The organism is Asticcacaulis solisilvae, from assembly GCF_017875235.1.
In the GTDB taxonomy this organism is placed as follows: Bacteria; Pseudomonadota; Alphaproteobacteria; order Caulobacterales; family Caulobacteraceae; genus Asticcacaulis; species Asticcacaulis solisilvae_A.
In genome coordinates this window covers 377,483-395,672 of sequence record NZ_JAGGMI010000002.1, presented here as the reverse complement: position 1 = coordinate 395,672, position 18,190 = coordinate 377,483, and the positions used below count along the sequence as shown (strand labels likewise).

General features: G+C 62.2%; 18 protein-coding genes. 12 read left to right on the top strand and 6 right to left on the bottom strand.

Annotated features, from left to right (window positions below; translation table 11 throughout):
• Nucleotides 1-115 precede the first annotated feature (115 nt).
• The 5 genes from J2X24_RS04970 to J2X24_RS04950 all read left to right on the top strand — a co-directional run bounded on the left by J2X24_RS04970 (nt 116) and on the right by J2X24_RS04950 (nt 4,484).
• Entirely contained in the window at nt 116-2,383 is a 2,268-nt protein-coding gene (locus J2X24_RS04970; protein WP_209717487.1) for a TonB-dependent receptor, read from the top strand.
• 71 nt (nt 2,384-2,454) lie between these two features.
• Nucleotides 2,455-3,582: a catalase family protein gene (locus J2X24_RS04965; protein WP_209717484.1), complete on the top strand. Its 1,128-nt coding sequence runs from the start codon at nt 2,455-2,457 to the stop codon at nt 3,580-3,582.
• Between the two features lie 67 nt (nt 3,583-3,649).
• Nucleotides 3,650-4,099, top strand: a complete 450-nt coding sequence (locus tag J2X24_RS04960) for a hypothetical protein (RefSeq protein WP_209717481.1) — start codon at nt 3,650-3,652, stop codon at nt 4,097-4,099.
• A gap of 2 nt (nt 4,100-4,101) precedes the next feature.
• Nucleotides 4,102-4,311 carry a helix-turn-helix transcriptional regulator gene (locus tag J2X24_RS04955; RefSeq protein WP_209717478.1) on the top strand — a complete coding sequence of 70 codons (210 nt, stop codon included), beginning with the start codon at nt 4,102-4,104 and terminating at the stop codon, nt 4,309-4,311.
• Complete coding sequence (locus J2X24_RS04950) at nt 4,308-4,484, top strand: hypothetical protein (RefSeq protein WP_209717475.1); 177 nt, start codon at nt 4,308-4,310, stop codon at nt 4,482-4,484. The genes J2X24_RS04955 and J2X24_RS04950 overlap by 4 nt, the downstream gene beginning before the upstream one ends.
• Here the strand turns inward: J2X24_RS04950 and J2X24_RS04945 are convergent.
• The gene (locus J2X24_RS04945; protein WP_209717472.1) at nt 4,481-5,665 is read right to left on the bottom strand and encodes a BaiN/RdsA family NAD(P)/FAD-dependent oxidoreductase; all 1,185 of its coding nucleotides are present in this window, start codon (nt 5,663-5,665) and stop codon (nt 4,481-4,483) included. The two genes, J2X24_RS04950 and J2X24_RS04945, sit on opposite strands and share 4 nt — an antisense overlap.
• Nucleotides 5,666-5,780: 115 nt before the next feature.
• Between J2X24_RS04945 and J2X24_RS04940 the strand changes: the two genes are divergently transcribed.
• Nucleotides 5,781-6,086, top strand: a complete 306-nt coding sequence (locus J2X24_RS04940; protein ID WP_209717469.1) for an SCP2 sterol-binding domain-containing protein — start codon at nt 5,781-5,783, stop codon at nt 6,084-6,086.
• Between the two features lie 63 nt (nt 6,087-6,149).
• Here J2X24_RS04940 and J2X24_RS04935 read toward each other — a convergent pair whose 3' ends face one another.
• Nucleotides 6,150-6,842, bottom strand: coding sequence for an MBL fold metallo-hydrolase (locus tag J2X24_RS04935; protein ID WP_209717467.1), 693 nt, complete (start codon nt 6,840-6,842; stop codon nt 6,150-6,152).
• Between the two features lie 283 nt (nt 6,843-7,125).
• Here J2X24_RS04935 and J2X24_RS04930 point away from each other — a divergent pair, with 283 nt between their 5' ends.
• From J2X24_RS04930 to J2X24_RS04920, 3 genes are all read left to right on the top strand, one after another.
• The gene (locus tag J2X24_RS04930; protein ID WP_209717464.1) at nt 7,126-8,697 is read left to right on the top strand and encodes an amino acid permease; all 1,572 of its coding nucleotides are present in this window, start codon (nt 7,126-7,128) and stop codon (nt 8,695-8,697) included.
• Between the two features lie 233 nt (nt 8,698-8,930).
• Nucleotides 8,931-11,393: an ATP-dependent helicase HrpB gene (hrpB, locus tag J2X24_RS04925; RefSeq protein ID WP_209717461.1), complete on the top strand. Its 2,463-nt coding sequence runs from the start codon at nt 8,931-8,933 to the stop codon at nt 11,391-11,393.
• A gap of 56 nt (nt 11,394-11,449) precedes the next feature.
• The gene (locus J2X24_RS04920) at nt 11,450-12,112 is read left to right on the top strand and encodes a glutathione S-transferase family protein (RefSeq protein WP_209717457.1); all 663 of its coding nucleotides are present in this window, start codon (nt 11,450-11,452) and stop codon (nt 12,110-12,112) included.
• 276 nt (nt 12,113-12,388) lie between these two features.
• On the opposite strand, the gene J2X24_RS04915 is transcribed toward J2X24_RS04920, so the two are convergent.
• The 4 genes from J2X24_RS04915 to J2X24_RS04900 all read right to left on the bottom strand — a co-directional run bounded on the left by J2X24_RS04915 (nt 12,389) and on the right by J2X24_RS04900 (nt 15,341).
• On the bottom strand, nt 12,389-12,562 hold the full coding sequence (locus J2X24_RS04915) for a hypothetical protein (RefSeq protein WP_209717454.1): 174 nt from the start codon (nt 12,560-12,562) through the stop codon (nt 12,389-12,391).
• 90 nt (nt 12,563-12,652) lie between these two features.
• A complete protein-coding gene (locus J2X24_RS04910) occupies nt 12,653-13,639 on the bottom strand; it encodes a bile acid:sodium symporter family protein (RefSeq protein ID WP_310002443.1) in 987 nt (328 codons plus the stop codon).
• The gene (locus tag J2X24_RS04905; RefSeq protein ID WP_209717450.1) at nt 13,636-14,427 is read right to left on the bottom strand and encodes a TrmH family RNA methyltransferase; all 792 of its coding nucleotides are present in this window, start codon (nt 14,425-14,427) and stop codon (nt 13,636-13,638) included. Before J2X24_RS04905 ends, J2X24_RS04910 begins: the two co-directional genes overlap by 4 nt.
• Nucleotides 14,424-15,341, bottom strand: a complete 918-nt coding sequence (locus J2X24_RS04900) for a class I SAM-dependent methyltransferase (protein ID WP_209717447.1) — start codon at nt 15,339-15,341, stop codon at nt 14,424-14,426. Before J2X24_RS04900 ends, J2X24_RS04905 begins: the two co-directional genes overlap by 4 nt.
• Before the next feature lie 201 nt (nt 15,342-15,542).
• Between J2X24_RS04900 and J2X24_RS04895 the strand changes: the two genes are divergently transcribed.
• Genes J2X24_RS04895 through J2X24_RS04885 form a run of 3 tightly spaced genes read left to right on the top strand, consistent with a single transcriptional unit; the run spans nt 15,543 to nt 18,089 of the window.
• Complete coding sequence (locus J2X24_RS04895) at nt 15,543-16,328, top strand: ABC transporter substrate-binding protein (RefSeq protein ID WP_209717444.1); 786 nt, start codon at nt 15,543-15,545, stop codon at nt 16,326-16,328.
• Nucleotides 16,329-16,331: 3 nt separating this feature from the next.
• Nucleotides 16,332-17,327, top strand: a complete 996-nt coding sequence (locus J2X24_RS04890) for a FecCD family ABC transporter permease (protein WP_209717440.1) — start codon at nt 16,332-16,334, stop codon at nt 17,325-17,327.
• A gap of 3 nt (nt 17,328-17,330) precedes the next feature.
• Nucleotides 17,331-18,089 carry an ABC transporter ATP-binding protein gene (locus tag J2X24_RS04885; protein ID WP_245344447.1) on the top strand — a complete coding sequence of 253 codons (759 nt, stop codon included), beginning with the start codon at nt 17,331-17,333 and terminating at the stop codon, nt 18,087-18,089.
• Nucleotides 18,090-18,190: the final 101 nt, after the last annotated feature.

Genomic DNA, 18,190 nt, shown 5'->3' with positions numbered 1-18,190 from the left:
TGTTTTGCCAAAGGCTTTGACCGGTTTTTCGACACAATCGATGGTATAGGCTACCATTCGAACCGATTTGCCATCTGACCGCCGCCGCATGACGCACAGAGTATATTTAGGGGGAATGATCTGCGCGCTCGCCTGGGCGGCGGCCGTGCCTGCCGTGGCGCAAACCTGCCCGGCAAAGGAAGCGGCCGAGCCGCAGGACAAGGGCGAAGAAGCGGCCGGGGACAAGGCCAAAGACAAGGCGTGCGAGCGCGCGGAACCGGCGGACGAGGAAACGGAAACGGAGACGTGCCAGCCCGTGGACGAGGAGGACGATCCGGTCGTCGTCAACGGCAAGCGGCCACTCAATCGCATCGACCGCCAGGTCTATGACGTCTCTAAGGACCCGGACAACGCCACCGGCACGACGGCCGATGCGCTGGAGAAGGTTCCCGGTGTCAATGTCACGCCGTCGGGCGACGTAACCCTGCATGGCAATTCGGTCGAAATCCTTGTCAACGGCAAGCCATCGCCCTTGTTTTCCGGCGACAACCGCGCCGCGGCGCTCAAGGCCATGCCGTCGGGCACGGTGTCATCGATCGAAGTCATGTCCAATCCGGGCGCGCAGTATGGTTCCTCAAGCGCCGGCGGAATCATCAACATCGTGACCAAGAAAGCCGCCCCGCCAGGTATGTTCGCCGATGTGAACGCTCAGGTCACCTCGACGGGCGGTTATAGCGCCGGCGGCTTCCTGCAGTACAATCGCGGGCGGTTCGCCACCATGGCTTCGCTCAACGCATCGGACAATCGCAACCGCTCGCGCGACCGGTCGTCCCAGGCCGAACTAGACAGCAACGGCCAGACATTGCGTTCGACGGACAATACCGGCGTCAGCGCGTTCACCAGCCGTTCGGTCTACGGCAATGCCACGGTCGACTATGACGCCGGGCCGTACGACACCATCACCGGGCTGGTCAATGTCATGGCCATGTCCGGCACCTCACGGAGCAACGGCGAGACGACGATCCGCAATACCGCGGGCGTGGTGACGGATCAGTACGAAAGCACCGGCGCCTCGCATTTCGACAACCGGACGACGACGCTGGGCCTGGGCTGGACACGCATCGGCAAGACCCTGGGCGAGACGCTAAAGCTCGACGCCAAGGTGACGAGGGAGACGATGCAGTCCAACGGCGACTTCCTGATGGATTACGCGCTTTCGAGCATTCTTGCCAGCGGCAGCCAGCGCCGCCAGCCTAGCGCGAACGACACCGAGGCGACCAAGTCTACCTTAAGTATCGACTATAATGGCTATATCGGCGACGACCAGATATCGGCCGGGGCACAGATCGACCGGGACGACACTACGCAGGACAGCCTGATATTCAGCCCCTATGCGCCGGGCGCCACGGTCACGCTGGCCAATCCGCTGTTGAGCAACCGCTTCGATTATCGCCAGACGATCAGCGCGGCCTATGTCACCTATCAAAAAGCGCTGGGCGATCACTGGGTCGTGCTGGGTGGCCTCCGTGCCGAGGCGCTGGACTATGAAAGCCCGGACGTGGGCGGGACCGAGCCGGTCAAAATCGCCTATACCAATGTCAATCCCAGCCTGTTTGCGACCTATGTCATTTCCGACGTTCGCAAGATACGGCTGAACTATTCCCGCCGGCTGCAAAGGCCGACACCCTATGACCTGAACCCGTCGCTCGTCTACGTCAATACACAGCTGGTGCGGGTCGGCGCGCCGGCGCTGAAGCCTCAGGAAATCAATTCCTTTGAGGCGTCCTACGAATACGCCAAGATGGCGGCCAGCTACTCGGTCCGCCTTTACAGCCTCGACAACGACCGTATGATCAATCCGGTGACCGAGATCATCCCTGATCCCCAGGGCGCCGGCAACCAGGTCGTCCTGGTGTCACGGCGCAATGCTGGATCCAGCCGCCAGACCGGCGTGCAGACGACGTATAGCAATAGCCTGGGTGAGCGCTGGTTCGTAAACGCCAATCTCGATGTCTACGTCACGGACATGCAGGTGCCGGACGCGCCGGAGCCACGGTCGATGGTCACCTCCAGCGGCCAGTTCGGCGTCAGCTACAGGCTGGAGAAAAGCACCATCTCCCTGAACGGATATTTTACGGGGAAAAGGCTGACCGGAGACGGCTATGCCTCGGGCTTCAGCGGCGGGTCCTTATCCTGGTATCGCGATCTGGCGCGGGACATCACCCTGACGGTTGCGGTCAATGACCTTTTCAAGCCGCGCGAAACCTTGGTCGTCCGCGATATTGGTTCCGTCCGCAGCACCAGTGGCTCGCGCCAGAGGGCGCCCATATTTGAAATCCGGCTCAGCCGGCGGTTTGCTTCGGGCAGTTTCGCTCCGCCGAAGCCTGAAGATGTGCGGCCCTGAGTACTACAATTGCATATCGAAAGCTTATCCCGGTTTGACTAGCCTGCCGTGGTGATCCGGGGATTATCACCATGCCCAACGCACCTGTGCTTTATACGCCCGCTGTCGAAGTGCCGCAGCCGGACGAGGCGGAAACCATTGCCGATCTGGCCGCCATCCACATCAAGAGCATGCGGCGGGCGACCGATGATCCCCACGACCTCCAGCGCGCCCAGCACAGCAAGAGCCACGGTCTCCTGATCGGGCGGCTTGAGGTGCTGGACGACTTAGATGAGACCCTTGCGCAGGGCGTCTTCGCGCAGGCCGAGGTTTATGACGCCGTCATCCGGATATCGACCGTTCCCGGCGAAATCCTGCCTGATGCCTTCGGTACGCCACGTGGCTTTGCCATCAAGCTGATCGGTGTCGACGGTGAGCGCCTGCCGGGGTCGGAAGGCGCGACGACCCAGGATTTCATCATGGCCAACATGCCAGCCTTCGCGGCGCCCAGCCTGAAAGCGATGATCCCGCCGATGAAGGGCCTGGCGGCGATCAGCGGCCGGATGGAGGGGCTGAAGATGGCGACCGCCGCCGTGGCGCGCGTGACTGAAGCCTTTATCGAAGGGGCAGAGGGTAACGCGCCCGGTTGGCGCGGCATCGGCGGCGAGCAGCCACGCCATCCATTGGGCGAGACCTATTACAGCCAGGTGCCGATCCTTTTCGGTCCCTACATGGCCAAGCTGTCGCTGGCGCCAAGCTCGGCCAACCTGCAAAGACTGACCGGCCAACGGATCGATACGGATAGCGACAAGCTTGCGCTTCGCAAGTTGATGAATGCCCATTTCGAAATGCAAGGCGGTGAGTGGGATTTGCGCGTCCAGTTGTGCACCGATCTCGAAGCCATGCCGGTCGAGGACAGTACGCAACCGTGGTCCGAAGAGGACAGTCCATGGCGGACCGTGGCGCGGCTGACCATCGCCCCTCAGACGGCCTGGAGTGAGGAGCGATCGCGCGTCATCGACGACGGCATGTCGTTCAATCCGTGGCACGGCATCGCTGTGCATCGTCCGCTTGGCTGGGTGCAGCGCGCCCGCAAGCCGGTTTATGAAGCCTCGGTGCGCGCGCGTGGCCAGAGCCATGGCCTCACCATCACCGAACCCGACAGCGTTGACTATCTGTTCGCCGATGAGCCGCAGGAGGCTGAGGTCTTCTATCCCTGACGCCCCCTTGACGTGAAGTTACCTATAGGTTACATGTAACCTTAGGGTGACTTTTATGGGGTGTGTCATGGATAGCGAGCAACTGGCGAGGCGGGCGGAAAAGCATGTGGCCTTGCGCAAGGGACTGATGATCGTCAATGCACTGGCCTATATCGGCTGGATCGGATCGCAGGGACTGGCGCAGTCGGATGCTTTTGGGGTGCCGCCATCGACGTGGGAGATCGTTCGCCATCTCGCCATGCCGGTCTGGGCGGTGAGCCTTTTGCTTATCCTGGCGCAATACGCCATGCTGAAGCGCAATCGCGCCGTAGCCGTCCTGGTTGACGACGAGCGTTCCAAAGAGAAAACGGCGTTGGCTTTTCAGGGCGGGTACTGGGTGTTGCTGGTAGCGGTGGCGAGCGTCTATGCCGCGACCTTTTTTGAGCCCGACCTCGATATGCGGACCTTTATGCCGCTGCTGCTGGCCGCCGGCGTCGCGGCGCCAGCCTTTACCGTCACCTTCTTCGGCAAGGACTGAGTGTGGCGGAAAGGCTCAGGAATCGGCTGAAAGACTATCGTACCGCGCGCAGCCTGACCCAGGCCGACCTGGCGGTCATGGCCCAGGTGTCGCGCAAGACGATCAATACCATCGAAAACGAAGTCTTCGTGCCGTCGACGACCCTGGCGCTCAAGCTGGCGCAGGTACTGGGCGTGCGTGTCGAAGACCTCTTTTATTTGGAGGCTCTATGAAATCCCCTTACGGCAATCCGTGGACGCGCAACCCTTACGCCAACCCGAAGCGCGAGGCGGCAAAGGCCGAGGCCAAAAAGCGTGCGCAGGCGCTGATGATGAATGTCGCGATCTGGAGTTCTGTGCCCGCGACGATCGTCACGATCGTGGCAGTTTTAGCGTCGCATGGCTAAACCGCCTGGCCTGCTGCCCAGCCTGACGACCATGCCCACTGGAAGTTATAGCCGCCCAGCCAGCCCGTGACGTCGACGCATTCGCCGATGAAGTAGAGGCCGGGGCACAGGCGGCTTTCCATGGTCTGCGACGACAGCCCGTTGGTGTCGATGCCGCCGGCGGTCACTTCAGCGGTGCGATAACCTTCGGTGCCCATCGGCAGCAGCGTCCATTTTTTAACTGCTTTCGACAGGAGGTCCATGCTTGCATTTGGCAAGTCGCCAATATTGCTTTCGTTTCGCAAATTATTGAGCTCCAGCCAGCGGTCGCTTAGGCGCCTGGGCAAAAGCTCAGCCAGGGCGTTGCCGAGCGACTGCTTGCCGCGCGACTGCTTGCGTTCCAAAAGCCATTCCATCAGGTTCAGGCCTGGTAAAAGATCGATCTCCACGGCTTCGCCCGTCCGCCAGTAGCTGGAGATCTGTAAGATCGCCGGGCCCGACAGACCGCGGTGGGTGAACAGGAAACCGTCGGTGAACTGCGTCTTTCCCGCTGTCACGCGCGCCTCGACCGCCACGCCCGACAGGCCGCTGAAATCCTCAAGCTTGTCTGGCCCCAAGGTGAATGGCACCAAGGCGGGTCGCGTCTCAATGATCTCATGGCCGAATTGCCGCGCCAGGTCGTAGGCAAAGCCGGTCGCGCCCATCTTGGGGATCGACAGGCCGCCGGTGGCGACGACCAGCTTTTCGCAGGCCATGATGCCTTCTGACGTATCGAGCACGAAGCCGCCGTCGCGATGATCGACGCGCCGGATATCGGTCTTCAGCCACAACTCACCACCGTCCGATTGCAGGTCGTCGAGCAGCATGTCGATAATGTCCTGCGCCGAGGTCTCGCAGAACAGCTGCCCCTCCGTCTTTTCATAATAGGGGATGCCGCGTTCGATCACCCGGCCGACAAAGTCCCACGGCGTGAAACGCTTGAGCGCCGAGATGCAGAAGTGCGGATTCTGTGAGAGGAAATTCTTCGGTGTCGCTTTCAGGTGTGTGAAGTTGCACTTGCCGCCGCCCGATATGCGGATCTTCTCGGCGGGTTTGCTGGCGTGATCCAGCACCACGACCTTGCGGCCGCGCCGCGCCGCCTCGATGGCGCACATCAGGCCGGCGGCGCCGGCGCCCAGAACGATAAGGTCGAAACTGCGCAAATACCCTCACTCAAACGGTCACAAATAATTGCCGCAGCTTACCTTACGGCTATCTTGCGGCGCGCCAGATTTGGCTTAAGGTCGCCACCTCTAAACCATAAGGAGTCGCAGGGCCATGTCCGATCTGGAAACCATCACGCAGAAAATTGCCGAGAAGCTGGGGACCGAATCCGGCCTGGGCAAGATCGTGAAGCTCGACTTCGGCGGCGACGGCAAGATCCTGATCAATGGCGCCGCCGTCCCCAACACCGTCACCAACGAAGACGGCGACGCCGACGCGACCGTCCAGGTTTCTATCGACGATTTCAAGAGCATCGCTTCGGGCGCGCTCGACCCGATGATGGCCTTCATGACCGGCAAGATGAAGATCCAGGGCGATATGGGCGTCGCCCAGCGCCTGGCACCGCTCCTCAAAGGCTAACCCAGGAAGCAAGCCCCCTGGACCCGGAATCGCGACGTCACGCGTTGACGGGCCTCATGCTCACTAACCGGGGCCGGAGTTATTGGGCTGGGATCGGCCTACGACGCGGTCGCCGACATAGGGGTTGCCGCGTCGTTCCGCATTGAAGCTCGACATCGGGCCGTGACCGGGCACGAAGCGGACATCGCCCAGCGGCCACAGTTTTTGCGTGATGGCGTTGATCAGGTCGGCATGGTTGCCGCGCGGAAAGTCGGTGCGGCCGATCGAGCCGGCGAACAAAACATCGCCGACCTGGGCAAACTGGCTTTCCGGATGGTGGAAGACGACGTGGCCCGGTGTGTGGCCGGGACAGTGGATGATGTTCCAGGTCGTTTCACCCAGGGTGACCGTGTCGCCGTCCTCAAGCCAGCGATCGGGTACGAAGCTCTGTGCGTCGTAGATGCCCCACCGCTTGGCGTCTTCGGGGATGCGCTCGATCCAGAATTCGTCGTCGCGGTGCGGACCTTCGACCGGACAGCCCGTCAGTTCCCGCAAAGCTTGCGTGCCGCCGGCGTGGTCGGCGTGGCCATGCGTCACCCAGATCTTTTCCAGTGTCAGTCCGCGCCGCTTCAGCTCCTCGACGATCGGCTCGACATCGCCGCCCGGATCGATGATCGCGGCCTTGTCGGTCTTCGTGCACCACACGACCGTGCAGTTCTGCTGAAGCGGGGTCACCGGCGCGATCAGTACGCCGACGGGAGGGGGGGAAGCGGTCATGAAATTTACCTGAAAGCCGATACAGACTGTATGGCTGCACGGCTTTGCCAAATCAATTTAAATGGTGTCGCTTGATGCTTTTCGCCACTGCGAAGGGATGGTTTTCGTTGATAATGCCGTGAATGCACACCTTCGATTTCCGAAAAATTCTATTAATTAGAATATTTTGCCTTCATCTTCTCACCTTTCGCAAAATTGTTGCGGTTCCAACTTTTGCGTTATAGTCTCGTTTATCAAACCGGCGCCCGGGGGCGTTCAGGTGCCTATATTCCAAAGGTGATAGATGAACTGGCGTGTAAAGCCACTAGACGCGATCCTGGCCACGGCCGAGAAAAAATCGCTGCACCGCTCTCTGGGTGCATTCCAACTGACCATGCTGGGCATTGGCGCCATCATCGGCACCGGTATCTTCGTCCTGACCGCCGCGGCCGCCCAAAAAGCCGGTCCGGGCATGATGTTCTCCTTCATCGTCGCCGGCTTCGTCTGCGCCGTCGCCGCCCTGTGCTATTCCGAACTGGCCTCCATGGTGCCGGTGTCGGGGTCGGCCTACACCTATACCTACGCCGTCATGGGCGAACTGCTGGCCTGGATGGTCGGCTGGGCGCTGATCCTGGAATATGCCGTTGCGGCCTCGGCTGTCTGCGTCGGCTGGTCAGGCTATGTGATGGGACTTGTCAAGAACTGGACGGGGTTCGAGCTACCGTACTTCCTTGCGGCGGGACCGACCTGGGGTATGAACGGCTTTGTGCCGACCGTCGATTTCACCTACGGCGTCATCAACCTGCCGGCCATCATCGTAGCGCTGGCGGTAACGTGGCTTCTGGTCATCGGCACCAGCGAAAGCGCAAAGGTCAATGCTGTCCTTGTGGCGGTCAAGATTTCAGCCTTGACCGCCTTTATTGTGCTCAGCTTCCCGATCCTGAAGGGCGAGAACTTCACGCCGCTGATGCCGACTGGCCTGTTCGGCCATGACGGTCTGGGCGTTATCGGCGCCGCCGCTTCGATCTTCTTCGCCTATGTCGGCTTCGATGCGGTGTCGACCGCCGCCGAAGAGACCAAGAACCCGCAGAAAAACGTGCCGATCGGCCTGATTGCCTCGCTCGCCATCTGCACCATCTTCTACCTGCTGGTTGCCGGCGGCGTCATCGGCGCGGTTGGCGCGCAACCCCTGACTGTCAACGGCGTGGTCCTGTCGCCGGACTCGGCAGCCTTTGCCGAAGCCTGCCGCGTGGCCACCGCTTCGGGTGACGCGCCGATCGTCTGTTCGCGCGAAGCCTTGGCCGAAGTCCTGCGCAAGGTCGGCTTCGAGCAGGTCGGCAACCTGATCGGCCTGGCGGCCATGATCGCCCTGCCGTCGGTTATCCTGATGATGATCTACGGCCAGACGCGCATCTTCTTCGTCATGGCGCGCGATGGCCTGTTGCCCGAAAAGCTGGCCGACGTGCACCCGAAGTGGAAGACGCCGTGGAAGATGACCATCTTTACCGGTCTCTGCGTTGCCGTTGCCGGCGCCTTCTTCCCGGTTGGCCAACTGGCCGACGTGTCGAACTCAGGTACGCTGTTCGCCTTCTTCATGGTCGCCATCGCCATCCTGGTGCTGCGCAAGACCGATCCGAACCGTCACCGTCCGTTCAAGACGCCCCTGGTATGGATCATCGCGCCGCTGGCTATTCTCGGCACGCTGGGCCTGTACCTGAACCTGCCGATGGTCGCCAAGCTGGTCCTGCCGATCTGGGCCGCGGTCGGTCTGGTGATCTACTTCGCCTACAGCCGCAGCCACAGCCATGTCGGCCGGGGCCTTATCGAGGTCCATGAGGACGACAAGGACATCCCGCCGGCGCCAGGCACGACCTGAGACGGCAACAGTTGAGAATAAGGGCGTCCGGGCAACCGGGCGCCTTTTTCTTTTGTGGCCCGTCTTTTTTTGACGCGCATTTGCTCCGAAAACCGCTTCACACTTTCCGGAATGCGCTCTAGACCATGATGCGTTTCAGTCGAACCGTCATCATGCTCTAGGTTTTTGTTTTGTCGCGATATTCCGCCCAAAACCGCTGCACACTTTTTGGCATATCGCACTAGGTGAAGGCCATGCTTCCCGTCGAAGAGATATTCGCGCCCCTTAAAGCCTGGCTGGCAGATAACGTCACGGCCCTGATCATCGCGCCGCCCGGCGCGGGCAAGACCACGGGCGTACCCCTGGCCCTGCTGGAAGAGCCATGGCTTGGCGGACGGAAGATCATCCTGCTGGAACCCAGGCGGTTGGCGGCGCGGGCGGCGGCGGCGCGCATGGCTGAGACGCTCGGCGAGCCCGTCGGCCAGACGGTCGGTTTCCGCGTGCGTGGCGAGACCAAGGTTAGCGGTAGGACGCGTATCGAAGTCGTCACCGAAGGCATATTTTCAAGATTGATCCTCGATGATCCGTCGCTCGACGGCATCGGCTGCGTAATCTTCGACGAGTTCCACGAACGCAGCCTGGACGCTGATCTTGGCCTGGCCTTCGCCCGCGATGCGCAGGGCGTTCTACGTGACGACCTGCGGCTCTTGGTTATGTCGGCGACCCTGGATGGCGAACGGGTGCTAGGCCTGCTGGCGGATGCGAAGGGCTTTACCTCGCTGGGGCGGACCTATCCGATCACCACCCACTATCTGGGGCGCGACCAGACCCTGCCGATGGAAACCGACATCGCGCGGCATATCGTAAGGCTCTCCGGCAAGTTGTCGGCGGAAGCAGCTGAAACCATGTTGGTTTTCCTTCCCGGACAGGGCGAAATTCATCGCGTCGCCCAGCGTGTCGAAGAGCGGGGTTTGCCTGCGCATATCGAACTTTACAAGCTTTACGGCGCCATGGATTTTCGCGATCAGGCGCGCGTGCTGAGCAAGAACGCACCCGGCCATCCCAAGATCGTGCTGGCGACCGCCATTGCCGAAACCTCGCTGACCCTCGACAAGGTTTCGATGGTCATCGACTGCGGCCTGTCGCGGCTGGGGCGGTTCGACCCGGCGCGCGGGGTCACCGCCTTCGTCACCGAGCGGGTGTCACGCGCTTCGGCCGACCAGAGACGCGGCCGCGCTGGCCGGACGCAGGCTGGCGACGCCTATCGCCTGTGGGATGCCGAACAGGATCGATCATTGATTCCGTTCGCCCGGCCGGAAATCCTCGAGACCGACCTGTCGCAACTGGCACTGTCGCTGCGGCTATGGGGCGCCAAGTCGACCGAAGGCCTGGCGCTGCTCGATCATCCGCCTAAAGCCGCGATGGACGAGGCCGTAAAACTCCTCCGGGCGCTTGGAGCGTTGGATACCAATGGCGACCTGACGCCGCATGGCCGGCTGATGGCGCAACTGCCGATGGCGCCACGACTGGCGCATATGCTGCTTAAGGCCGCCGAGGCCGGTGCCGCGGCGCAGGGTGCGCAACTGGCCGTCCTGCTGTCGGAAAGCGGCGTGGGCGGCAAGGCGACCGATCTCGACCTGCGCCTCGATGCCCTGGGCAAGGATCGTTCGCCGAAGGTCACGCAGGCGCGCAGCCTGGCCGACAACTGGACGCGGCAGGCGTCCGCGCTCATCAAAACGGCAAACAGGGCAGGCGGGCGCGTCCTGTCACATCATCTGCTGGCGGAATGTTTCCCCGAACGCATCGCGCGGGCGCGCGGCAAGCCGGGCGAATTCCTGATGGCCAATGGCCGTGGCGCCTATGTCGATGAGCACGATCCCTTGGCCAGGGCCGAATTCCTGGCGGTCGGCGATCTCGGCGGCGGCTCCAACCGCGACCGCATACTGTTGGGCGCGGCCCTGACCGAAGCCGAAGTGATGACGCTGTTCGCAGATCGGGTCAGCAAGGGGCCGGTGCTGGAAAAGACCAATGGGCGCTTCCGGGCGTTCGAGCAGGTGCGGCTGGGCGCCCTGGTCCTGTCATCAAAGCCATTGAATCAGATCCCGCCGGAGCTTCTGCTTCATGCGGAAGCCGAAGAAATTCAGCAAAAGGGGCTGAAAGCGCTGAAATTTTCCGAGAGCGCTGGGGGGTTTCGTGAGCGCGTTGCCTTCCTGCGCGGCCAGGATGACACCTGGCCGGATCTTGGCGACGACGCGCTGCTATCAACGCTTGAGAGCTGGCTCGGCCCCTATGCCGCTGGCAAGTCGATGTTGTCCCTTAGCACCCACGATACCTATCAGGCGCTGCTCAACATCCTGACCTACGACCAGCAGAAGGCGCTCGATAAACTGGCGCCCGAGACGCTGCGCATGCCGACGGGATCGAATATCCGCATCGACTACGGCGCCGAAGGCGGGCCGCGCGTCGATGTCCGCGTCCAGGAGCTTTACGGCACCACCCTTCACCCGACGCTTGGGCCTAACCGTATCCCCGTGACCCTGGCCCTGACCTCGCCGGCGCATCGGCCGATCCAGATCACCAAGGACCTGCCCGCCTTCTGGGACGGGTCTTGGGCCGAAGTGCGCAGCGAGATGAAGGGGCGCTACCCGCGTCACGTCTGGCCGGAAAACCCGCGTGAGGCCGATCCGACGACGCGCGCGAAACCGCGCGGAACATAATTGCATCCATATCTGATGTTGAGCGTATAACTTGCACAAAGGCTTTTGGAGGCGCCGTGCTTACCGTTCATCACCTGGAAAATTCACGCTCGCAACGCGTCTTGTGGCTGCTCGAAGAACTGCGCCTCCCTTATGACGTCAAGCACTATAAGCGAGACGCCAACTATCTGGCACCGACCGAACTGAAAAAAATTCACCCCTTGGGCAAGGCGCCGGTCATCGTCACCGACGAGGGCGAAGTGATCGCCGAAACCGGCGCGATCATGGACTATATCCTGCACACCTATGACGGCACGGGGCTGATCCCCCAGCCCAAGACCCGGGCGCGCAACGCCTTTACCTATTGGATGTTCTATGCCGAAGGTTCAGCCATGCAGCCCCTGCTGCTCAAGCTGGTCGTCGACCGCATCCGTACCAAGACGCCTCTGCTGGCGCGGCCCATCGCGTCGCGAATCGCCGAAAAGATCGAGGAGTTGATGGTGCGGCCCAATCTTCAGGCCAATATCGATTTCTGGGAAAAGACGCTTACCGACCATGAATGGTTCGCGGGCGATGAATTCACCGCCGCCGACATCATGATGAGCTTTCCGGTTGAAGCAGCGGCTGCGCGCGCCGGTGCTGGCGACAGGCCGCATGTCCGGGCCTGGTTGGATCGTATTCACGCCCGTCCGGCGTACGGACGGGCGCTGGAACGCGGTGGGCCTTACGCCTACGCTTAGATCAGAACGCAGGCAGACAGGGCCGACGCGACAAAGCCGAGACCGATGGTGGCAAGCAGACGTTTCATGTGCGCAATCCTTTTGTTTTCAACGTGAAGTGTGGCTCGCCCGGGGTAAGCGGGCAATGCGATTAAGGGATGGTTTGTTTAAACCGGCATCAAGCCAGGATAATGCAACCCGACAGTGACGTGGCGACCAGGGCCAGGACGGCGAGTTTGAGTGCGAGGGATTTCATTGGGGGTATTCTTTCTTGGTATGTGCGTTTGGTGACGGTCTTCAGGTCGCCGTCTTTTCGACTTCGTCAGCGGGCTTTTCGTCGTGATGCTGATGGTCGTCGTCTGACTTGTGATGATGGAAGCTGCCGTCCTTGCCGTCAAGAACGACGACGCAGCCTGAAAGCGACGTCATCAGTGCCGCGGCGATAGCCAGTTTGGCCAGTTTCGAAATCATGTTTGCCCCTTTGGATAGCTTGAACGCTTTCAGCCTATGGCCGGCACTATGAATGCAAAATGAACCCGTGCGACCTTAATTCTTTTTAATTTAAGGGGTTACAGCATCCGTTTCTTTCGCCCAGCGATTGGCCAGCGGGGTGCAGATCAGAAGCTGCAGCGGATGATAGATCATGATCGGCAGCAGGATCAGACCCAGGCCCGGATGACCGGCGAACAGAAGGTGTGCCATGGGGATGCCGGCGGCCAGGCCCTTCTTGGTGCCGCAGAAGACGACGGCAGAGCGGGCGGCGTGATCAATATGGCCGCGATCGCATAGCTTCCACAAAGTGAACAGCACCAGAAAGAACAGGCCGAGCGTCGCCGCAATGGTCAGCGACAAGGTGGGAAGCGATGCGCTGCCCCAGACATTCTTGGCAAACGAGTCGCAGAAGGAGGTGTAGACCAGAAGCAGGATCGAGCCGCGATCGGCGACCTGCGCCCATTTTTTGTGGGCGGTCAACCATGTACCGATCAACGGCCGCGCCAGCTGTCCGGCGACCAGAGGCACAATGATCCACAGGGTCAGGTCGAGAAAAACGGCAATGATGTCGAGGCTTTGTCCCGATGTCTGAAGCATCAGGCTCATCCACAGCGGCGTGATGAAGATGCCGATAGGACTTGATATTGCGGCATTGAAAATGGCGACTGGCACATTGCCGCGCGCCGCCGCTGTCATGGCGACCGATGACGAAATGGTCGAGGGCAGGGCGCACAGGTAGAAGAAACCGATCTTGAGGTCCGGGCTGATCCAGCGCCCGAAAAGCCACAGGAACAGGCCGCCGATCAGCGGAAACAATAGGAAGGTCGTGCCCTGGATGATCAGGTGCAGGCGCCAGCGCATGACGCCGCCCTTGAGCGCCGCGAACGACAGAAGCGCGCCGTTGAGGAAGAAGACGAGGGCGATGGCGGCCTTGGTCAGGATCTCCGGATGGAGTGCGCCGCCTTCGGCGCCAGGTCCGGGGAAGAGCCAGGCGAGGATAATGGCCAGCCCCATGCCGGTGAGAAACAGGTCAGGCTTGAAACGCCCTATTTTCACAGGCCGCACGCGGCGTAGATCATGATGCCGGTGGCAACCGACAAATTCAGGCTGTCGGCGCGGCCGCGCATCGGGATCTTGACATTGGTGTCGCAGGTGGCTGCGATGTCGGGCGTCAGGCCCGATTGTTCCGTGCCCATGACGATCAAGGTCGGCCGGCGATAGGGCGCGCTACGGTGGTCGTGCCTGGCGGTCAAAAGCGTGCCGACGACCGAGCCTGTCCAGCGGCCGCGATCGGCCAGGAATTCTTCGCGCGTGCACTTGACGATCGGCAGGGCAAAGACCGAACCCATCGTGGCGCGCACGGTTTCGACCGAAAACGGATCGACACAGTCGCCGATCAGGATGACGCCGCCGATACCGGCCGCGTCCGCCGTGCGGATGATGGTCCCTAGATTGCCGGGATCGCGCACCTGTTCCAAAGCGACCCAGACGTCGTTGCTGTCGGGATCGATGTCCTTGAGCGTGGCGACGCGCTGGGCGAAGACGGCGACGACCATCTGGGGGTTGTCCTTGCGCGAAATCTTTTCAAGAATTTCGCGGGTTACCTCAAGGACTTCGCCGCCGGCTTTCAGCGTTTCCTCGATGGCGCGCTTTTGTAGCGGGTGAGGATCGGAGTGGACCCCATAGACGAGGATCAGCGGCGTGATGCCCTGATCAAGCGCGTCGATAATGATCTTCAGGCCTTCGGACAGGAAACGGCCGGTGGCTTCGCGCTCTTTCCGCATATGCAGGGCACGGATGTCCTTGACCGTCTGGTTGGTCAGCGAGGTGATCTGCTTGATCATCGCTGCCACCGCGCGAAGAAGGACAAACCGATTTCCCGCGGCTGGACGGCCGACGGCTTGATGCCCTTGGGCGGTTTGGAGTCCTCGATCAGGGTCAGTTCGCCGTGATCGACCGTGCCGCCGCGTGCGGGACCTACGGCTTCGGCCAGCAGGTGCGCCAGGGCCGGGCCCGACACGCGCGCCGCATAGGCATTGAGCAGCAGGAAGGCGGCATCGTCCGACAGCAGCTGCGCGCAGAGATGGATCATCTCGGGCAGGTCTTCGAACAAGCGCCAGACTTCGCCGGTGGGGCCACGTCCGTACTTCGGCGGATCGAGGATGATGGCTTCGTACTTCGAGCCGCGCTTGACCTCGCGCTGGACGTACTTGCGTGCGTCCTCGCAGATCCAGCGGATGGGGGCGTCGGCCATTTCCGACAGGGCGGCATTGTCGCGCGCCCAGCCGATGGCCTTTTTCGATGCGTCGACATGGGTGACCTTGGCGCCGGCTGCCGCGGCGGCCAGGCTGGCGACGCCGGTGTAGCCGAACAGGTTCAGGACGCGTGCGCCGGGGCGGGCTTTCAAGGCGGCGCTCTGCCATTCCCAGTTGGCAGCCTGTTCCGGGAAGAAGGCGAGGTGACGGAAGCTGGTGAAGCGTCCATAGAAGCGGACGTCGCGCCACGACAGCGCCCATTGCTCGGCGGGCTTGCGGTTGAACGCCCAGCGGCCTTCGTCCTCGTCGCCGGCGGGATCGAAGGTGGCGTCGACGCGATCCCACAGCTCCGGGTATTTCGGCGCCCACCAGCATTGCGGTTCGGGCCGCACGACCAGATAGTCGCCATAACGTTCCAGCTTCTTGCCGTCGCCGGAATCGATGAGCGCGTAATCAGCCCAGGCGCGGGTGCGCAAGGTGGTGGCGGTGTCGGTAATGATCATGGCTTGGGCATAATCGCCTGCCGCGCTGGCGTAAAGCGGTTTGTGGGCGCGGGCACGCGACTTGCTTGCAGCATCTGTCCAAGTGTAGACGGGGCGGATAGCGCATCTGGCTTAATGGAAATGGAAGCTTTCTCTGTCTCTTTCAGGGATAGGGTGCAGATAGGGGAATTGGGTCCGGTGGCGATAAAGGCCTCGCGACATATGGGCTGGCTGGCTGTGCTGATTGCGCTTTGGGCATCGCACGCTATTGCAGCGCCGCGCGTCGTGTCGCTTGATATGTGTGCCGACCAGTATGTGCTGGGCCTGGTCCCGCGTGACCAGATCGTCGGCGTGTCGATGCGGGCGCAGTTACCGGAATCCTTCTATCGCGACCGCGCCAGGGGGCTGCGTCGCGTGCCCTCCAAAAGCGAGGCCATCCTGGCCCTGGCGCCGGATGTTGTGGTGCGGACTTGGGGTGGCGATCGCAAGCTGCTCGACCGCCTCGCCAAGAGCGGCATAAAGGTCATAACGATAAATGACTTGCAGAACTTGGATCAGGCGGAAGGTGAGCTGTTGCGCATCGGCGCGGAGCTTGGCCAACCCCGGGCCGCGCAGGCCGAAGTCCAGCGTTTTCATGCCGCCATGGACGCCATTCGGCCGATCGGTCTGGGACGTAGCGTCCTCTACTACACGCCGGGCGGCTATACGGCCGGACCCGACACCTTCACCGGCGACTTCCTGACGCGCCTGTCCTTCCGCATGGAAAGCCAGACCAAGGGCTTCTACTTTCTGTCGCCCGAGGTTCTCCTAAGCCTCAAGCCGGATGTCTTCGCGCTTGGCTTCTATGACGACGCCTATGCCATGCGCCGCGTGCCGGGCCGCCATCCGCTGGTGCGCAAGGCCATTGAACGGACGCCGCATTTCACCGTTCCAGCGACCGCCATAGCCTGCAGCGCCTGGCACGCCGCCTATGACCTGCAGGCGCTGTCCATGACGACGATAAGGTAGGCTATGCATTTGTCGGCCCGCACCCTCAACCTGTCCCTGGCGGCCACAGCCGTGGTGCTGATCGCGTTCCTGTTGCTATTCGGTGATGTGCCCATGCCGCTGCGGCTATGGATCGACGCCGTCACGCGGCCGGAGTCTCTGCCGGGCCAGATCGTCTGGGACATCCGCCTGCCACGCAATATCACCGCCTTCCTGGTCGGCGCCATGCTCGGCATGAGCGGCGCCCTGATGCAGGGTCTGCTGCGCAATCCTCTGGCCGAACCCGGCATATTGGGGGTGTCGTCGGGCGCTGGGCTAGGGGCGGCTCTGGCCATCGTGGTCGGCCTGGGCCTGACGCCGTTTGCCGTCGAAGGCTTTGCGCTTGCAGGCGCGGTCATTATCGCCGCCGTGCTGTTGCTGTTCACGGCGCGTTTTCCGCAGCGCCAGTCACTGATCCTGCTGGGTGTCGGCCTGACGGCGTTGTGCGGCGCGCTGATGGCACTGGTCTTCAACCTGTCGCCATCGCCGGTGACGACGGCCGAGATTCTGGGCTGGACCATGGGCTCGGTCGAGAATCGCACCTGGGAAGACGCTGGCCTGTGCATCATCGGCCTTGGGCTGGCCAGCCTTTTAAGCTGGAAACTGGGACGTGGCCTGCGCTTCCTGACGCTTGGCGATGAGACGGCGCGGTCGATGGGCATCAATATGGCGCGGCTGGGGCAAGTGATTATTCTCGCCGCCGGTATCCTGTCGGGCCTGGCGGTCGCGGTCTCGGGCGTCATCGGCTTTGTCGGCCTGGCGGCGCCGCACTTCGTCCGCGCCATGGGCGTCAAGGACCCGTTCCGCCTGATCTGGCCATCTGCGCTGGCAGGTGGCGTCATGGTGCTGATCGCTGACGGGCTGGTGCGGCTGGTGCCGGCATCGGGCGACATCCGCCTGGGCGTGCTGACATCGCTGATTGGCGCGCCACTCTTTGCCGTCATCGCCTGGAAAAGCGCGCGCAGCTGGATGCAGGATTAGATCATGACCCTGAAACTCAATCTGGTAAGCGTGCAACTGGGCGGCCGGCTGGTGCTGGACCGCATATCGACCGGCTTTGCGCCAGGACTGCATGTCCTGGCGGGGCCGAACGGCGCCGGCAAGTCGACCCTGCTTAAGGCCGTGGCCGCGCTCCTGCCGGTAAATACTGGAAATGTCTCGTTGAATGGTGCGGATGTGGCGCGCATGACGCCCCAGCGGCGCGCCGATCATATCGCCTACATACCGCAGGAGCGGACCATCGCCTGGGATCTGGCGGCGGTCGATGTTGCGGCGCTCGGCGCCTTGCACCTGGCGCCGGAGATGGCGCGTCAGCGCGCTTATGAGGAACTGGCCGCGCTGGGCCTGAAGGATGTCGCCGATCGCGGCGTTTTCAGCCTGTCGGGCGGGCAGAGGGCGCGGGTTCTGATGGCGCGGGTCCTGGCGGGGCGGGCGGATGTCTACCTGCTCGACGAGCCTTTGACGGCGCTCGATCCTGCCTGGCAGCGCCATGTCCTGATCCGGCTGAAGCAAAAGGCAGCGGAAGGGGCGACTGTGATCGTCAGTCTGCATGACTTGCCGCTGACAGCACAGTTCGCCGACAATGTCGTACTGCTCAAGGATGGCCACGTCGCCGCCAGCGGTCCGCCGGAAAATGTCTTCAATGGCGGGACCTTGCGTGATGTCTTTAATCTGTCGGGCGAGCTGACCCGGCGCGACGGGACCCTGCATCTGCAACTGGCCGCCGCGCCGTTGATGATTTGAGTGGCCGCGCTCTTTAGAACGCCATTCCGTTGGCCTGACATCTGAAGTCCCCCTTCCGTCACGGCGCTGCGCACCGCGCCACCTTCCCCGTAAACGGGGAA

What these genes read in the sequence shown, in the direction of transcription:
- J2X24_RS04970 (WP_209717487.1), top strand. Translation starts at nt 116, where the DNA reads ATGATCTGCGCGCTCGCCTGGGCGGCGGCCGTGCCTGCCGTGGCGCAA.
- J2X24_RS04900 (WP_209717447.1), bottom strand. Translation starts at nt 15,341, where the DNA reads ATGATCATTACCGACACCGCCACCACCTTGCGCACCCGCGCCTGGGCT.
- hrpB (WP_209717461.1), top strand. Translation starts at nt 8,931, where the DNA reads ATGCTTCCCGTCGAAGAGATATTCGCGCCCCTTAAAGCCTGGCTGGCA.
- J2X24_RS04885 (WP_245344447.1), top strand. Translation starts at nt 17,331, where the DNA reads ATGACCCTGAAACTCAATCTGGTAAGCGTGCAACTGGGCGGCCGGCTG.
- J2X24_RS04930 (WP_209717464.1), top strand. Translation starts at nt 7,126, where the DNA reads ATGAACTGGCGTGTAAAGCCACTAGACGCGATCCTGGCCACGGCCGAG.
- J2X24_RS04935 (WP_209717467.1), bottom strand. Translation starts at nt 6,842, where the DNA reads ATGACCGCTTCCCCCCCTCCCGTCGGCGTACTGATCGCGCCGGTGACC.
- J2X24_RS04965 (WP_209717484.1), top strand. Translation starts at nt 2,455, where the DNA reads ATGCCCAACGCACCTGTGCTTTATACGCCCGCTGTCGAAGTGCCGCAG.
- J2X24_RS04940 (WP_209717469.1), top strand. Translation starts at nt 5,781, where the DNA reads ATGTCCGATCTGGAAACCATCACGCAGAAAATTGCCGAGAAGCTGGGG.
- J2X24_RS04905 (WP_209717450.1), bottom strand. Translation starts at nt 14,427, where the DNA reads ATGATCAAGCAGATCACCTCGCTGACCAACCAGACGGTCAAGGACATC.
- J2X24_RS04950 (WP_209717475.1), top strand. Translation starts at nt 4,308, where the DNA reads ATGAAATCCCCTTACGGCAATCCGTGGACGCGCAACCCTTACGCCAAC.
- J2X24_RS04895 (WP_209717444.1), top strand. Translation starts at nt 15,543, where the DNA reads ATGGGCTGGCTGGCTGTGCTGATTGCGCTTTGGGCATCGCACGCTATT.
- J2X24_RS04960 (WP_209717481.1), top strand. Translation starts at nt 3,650, where the DNA reads ATGGATAGCGAGCAACTGGCGAGGCGGGCGGAAAAGCATGTGGCCTTG.
- J2X24_RS04915 (WP_209717454.1), bottom strand. Translation starts at nt 12,562, where the DNA reads ATGATTTCGAAACTGGCCAAACTGGCTATCGCCGCGGCACTGATGACG.
- J2X24_RS04890 (WP_209717440.1), top strand. Translation starts at nt 16,332, where the DNA reads ATGCATTTGTCGGCCCGCACCCTCAACCTGTCCCTGGCGGCCACAGCC.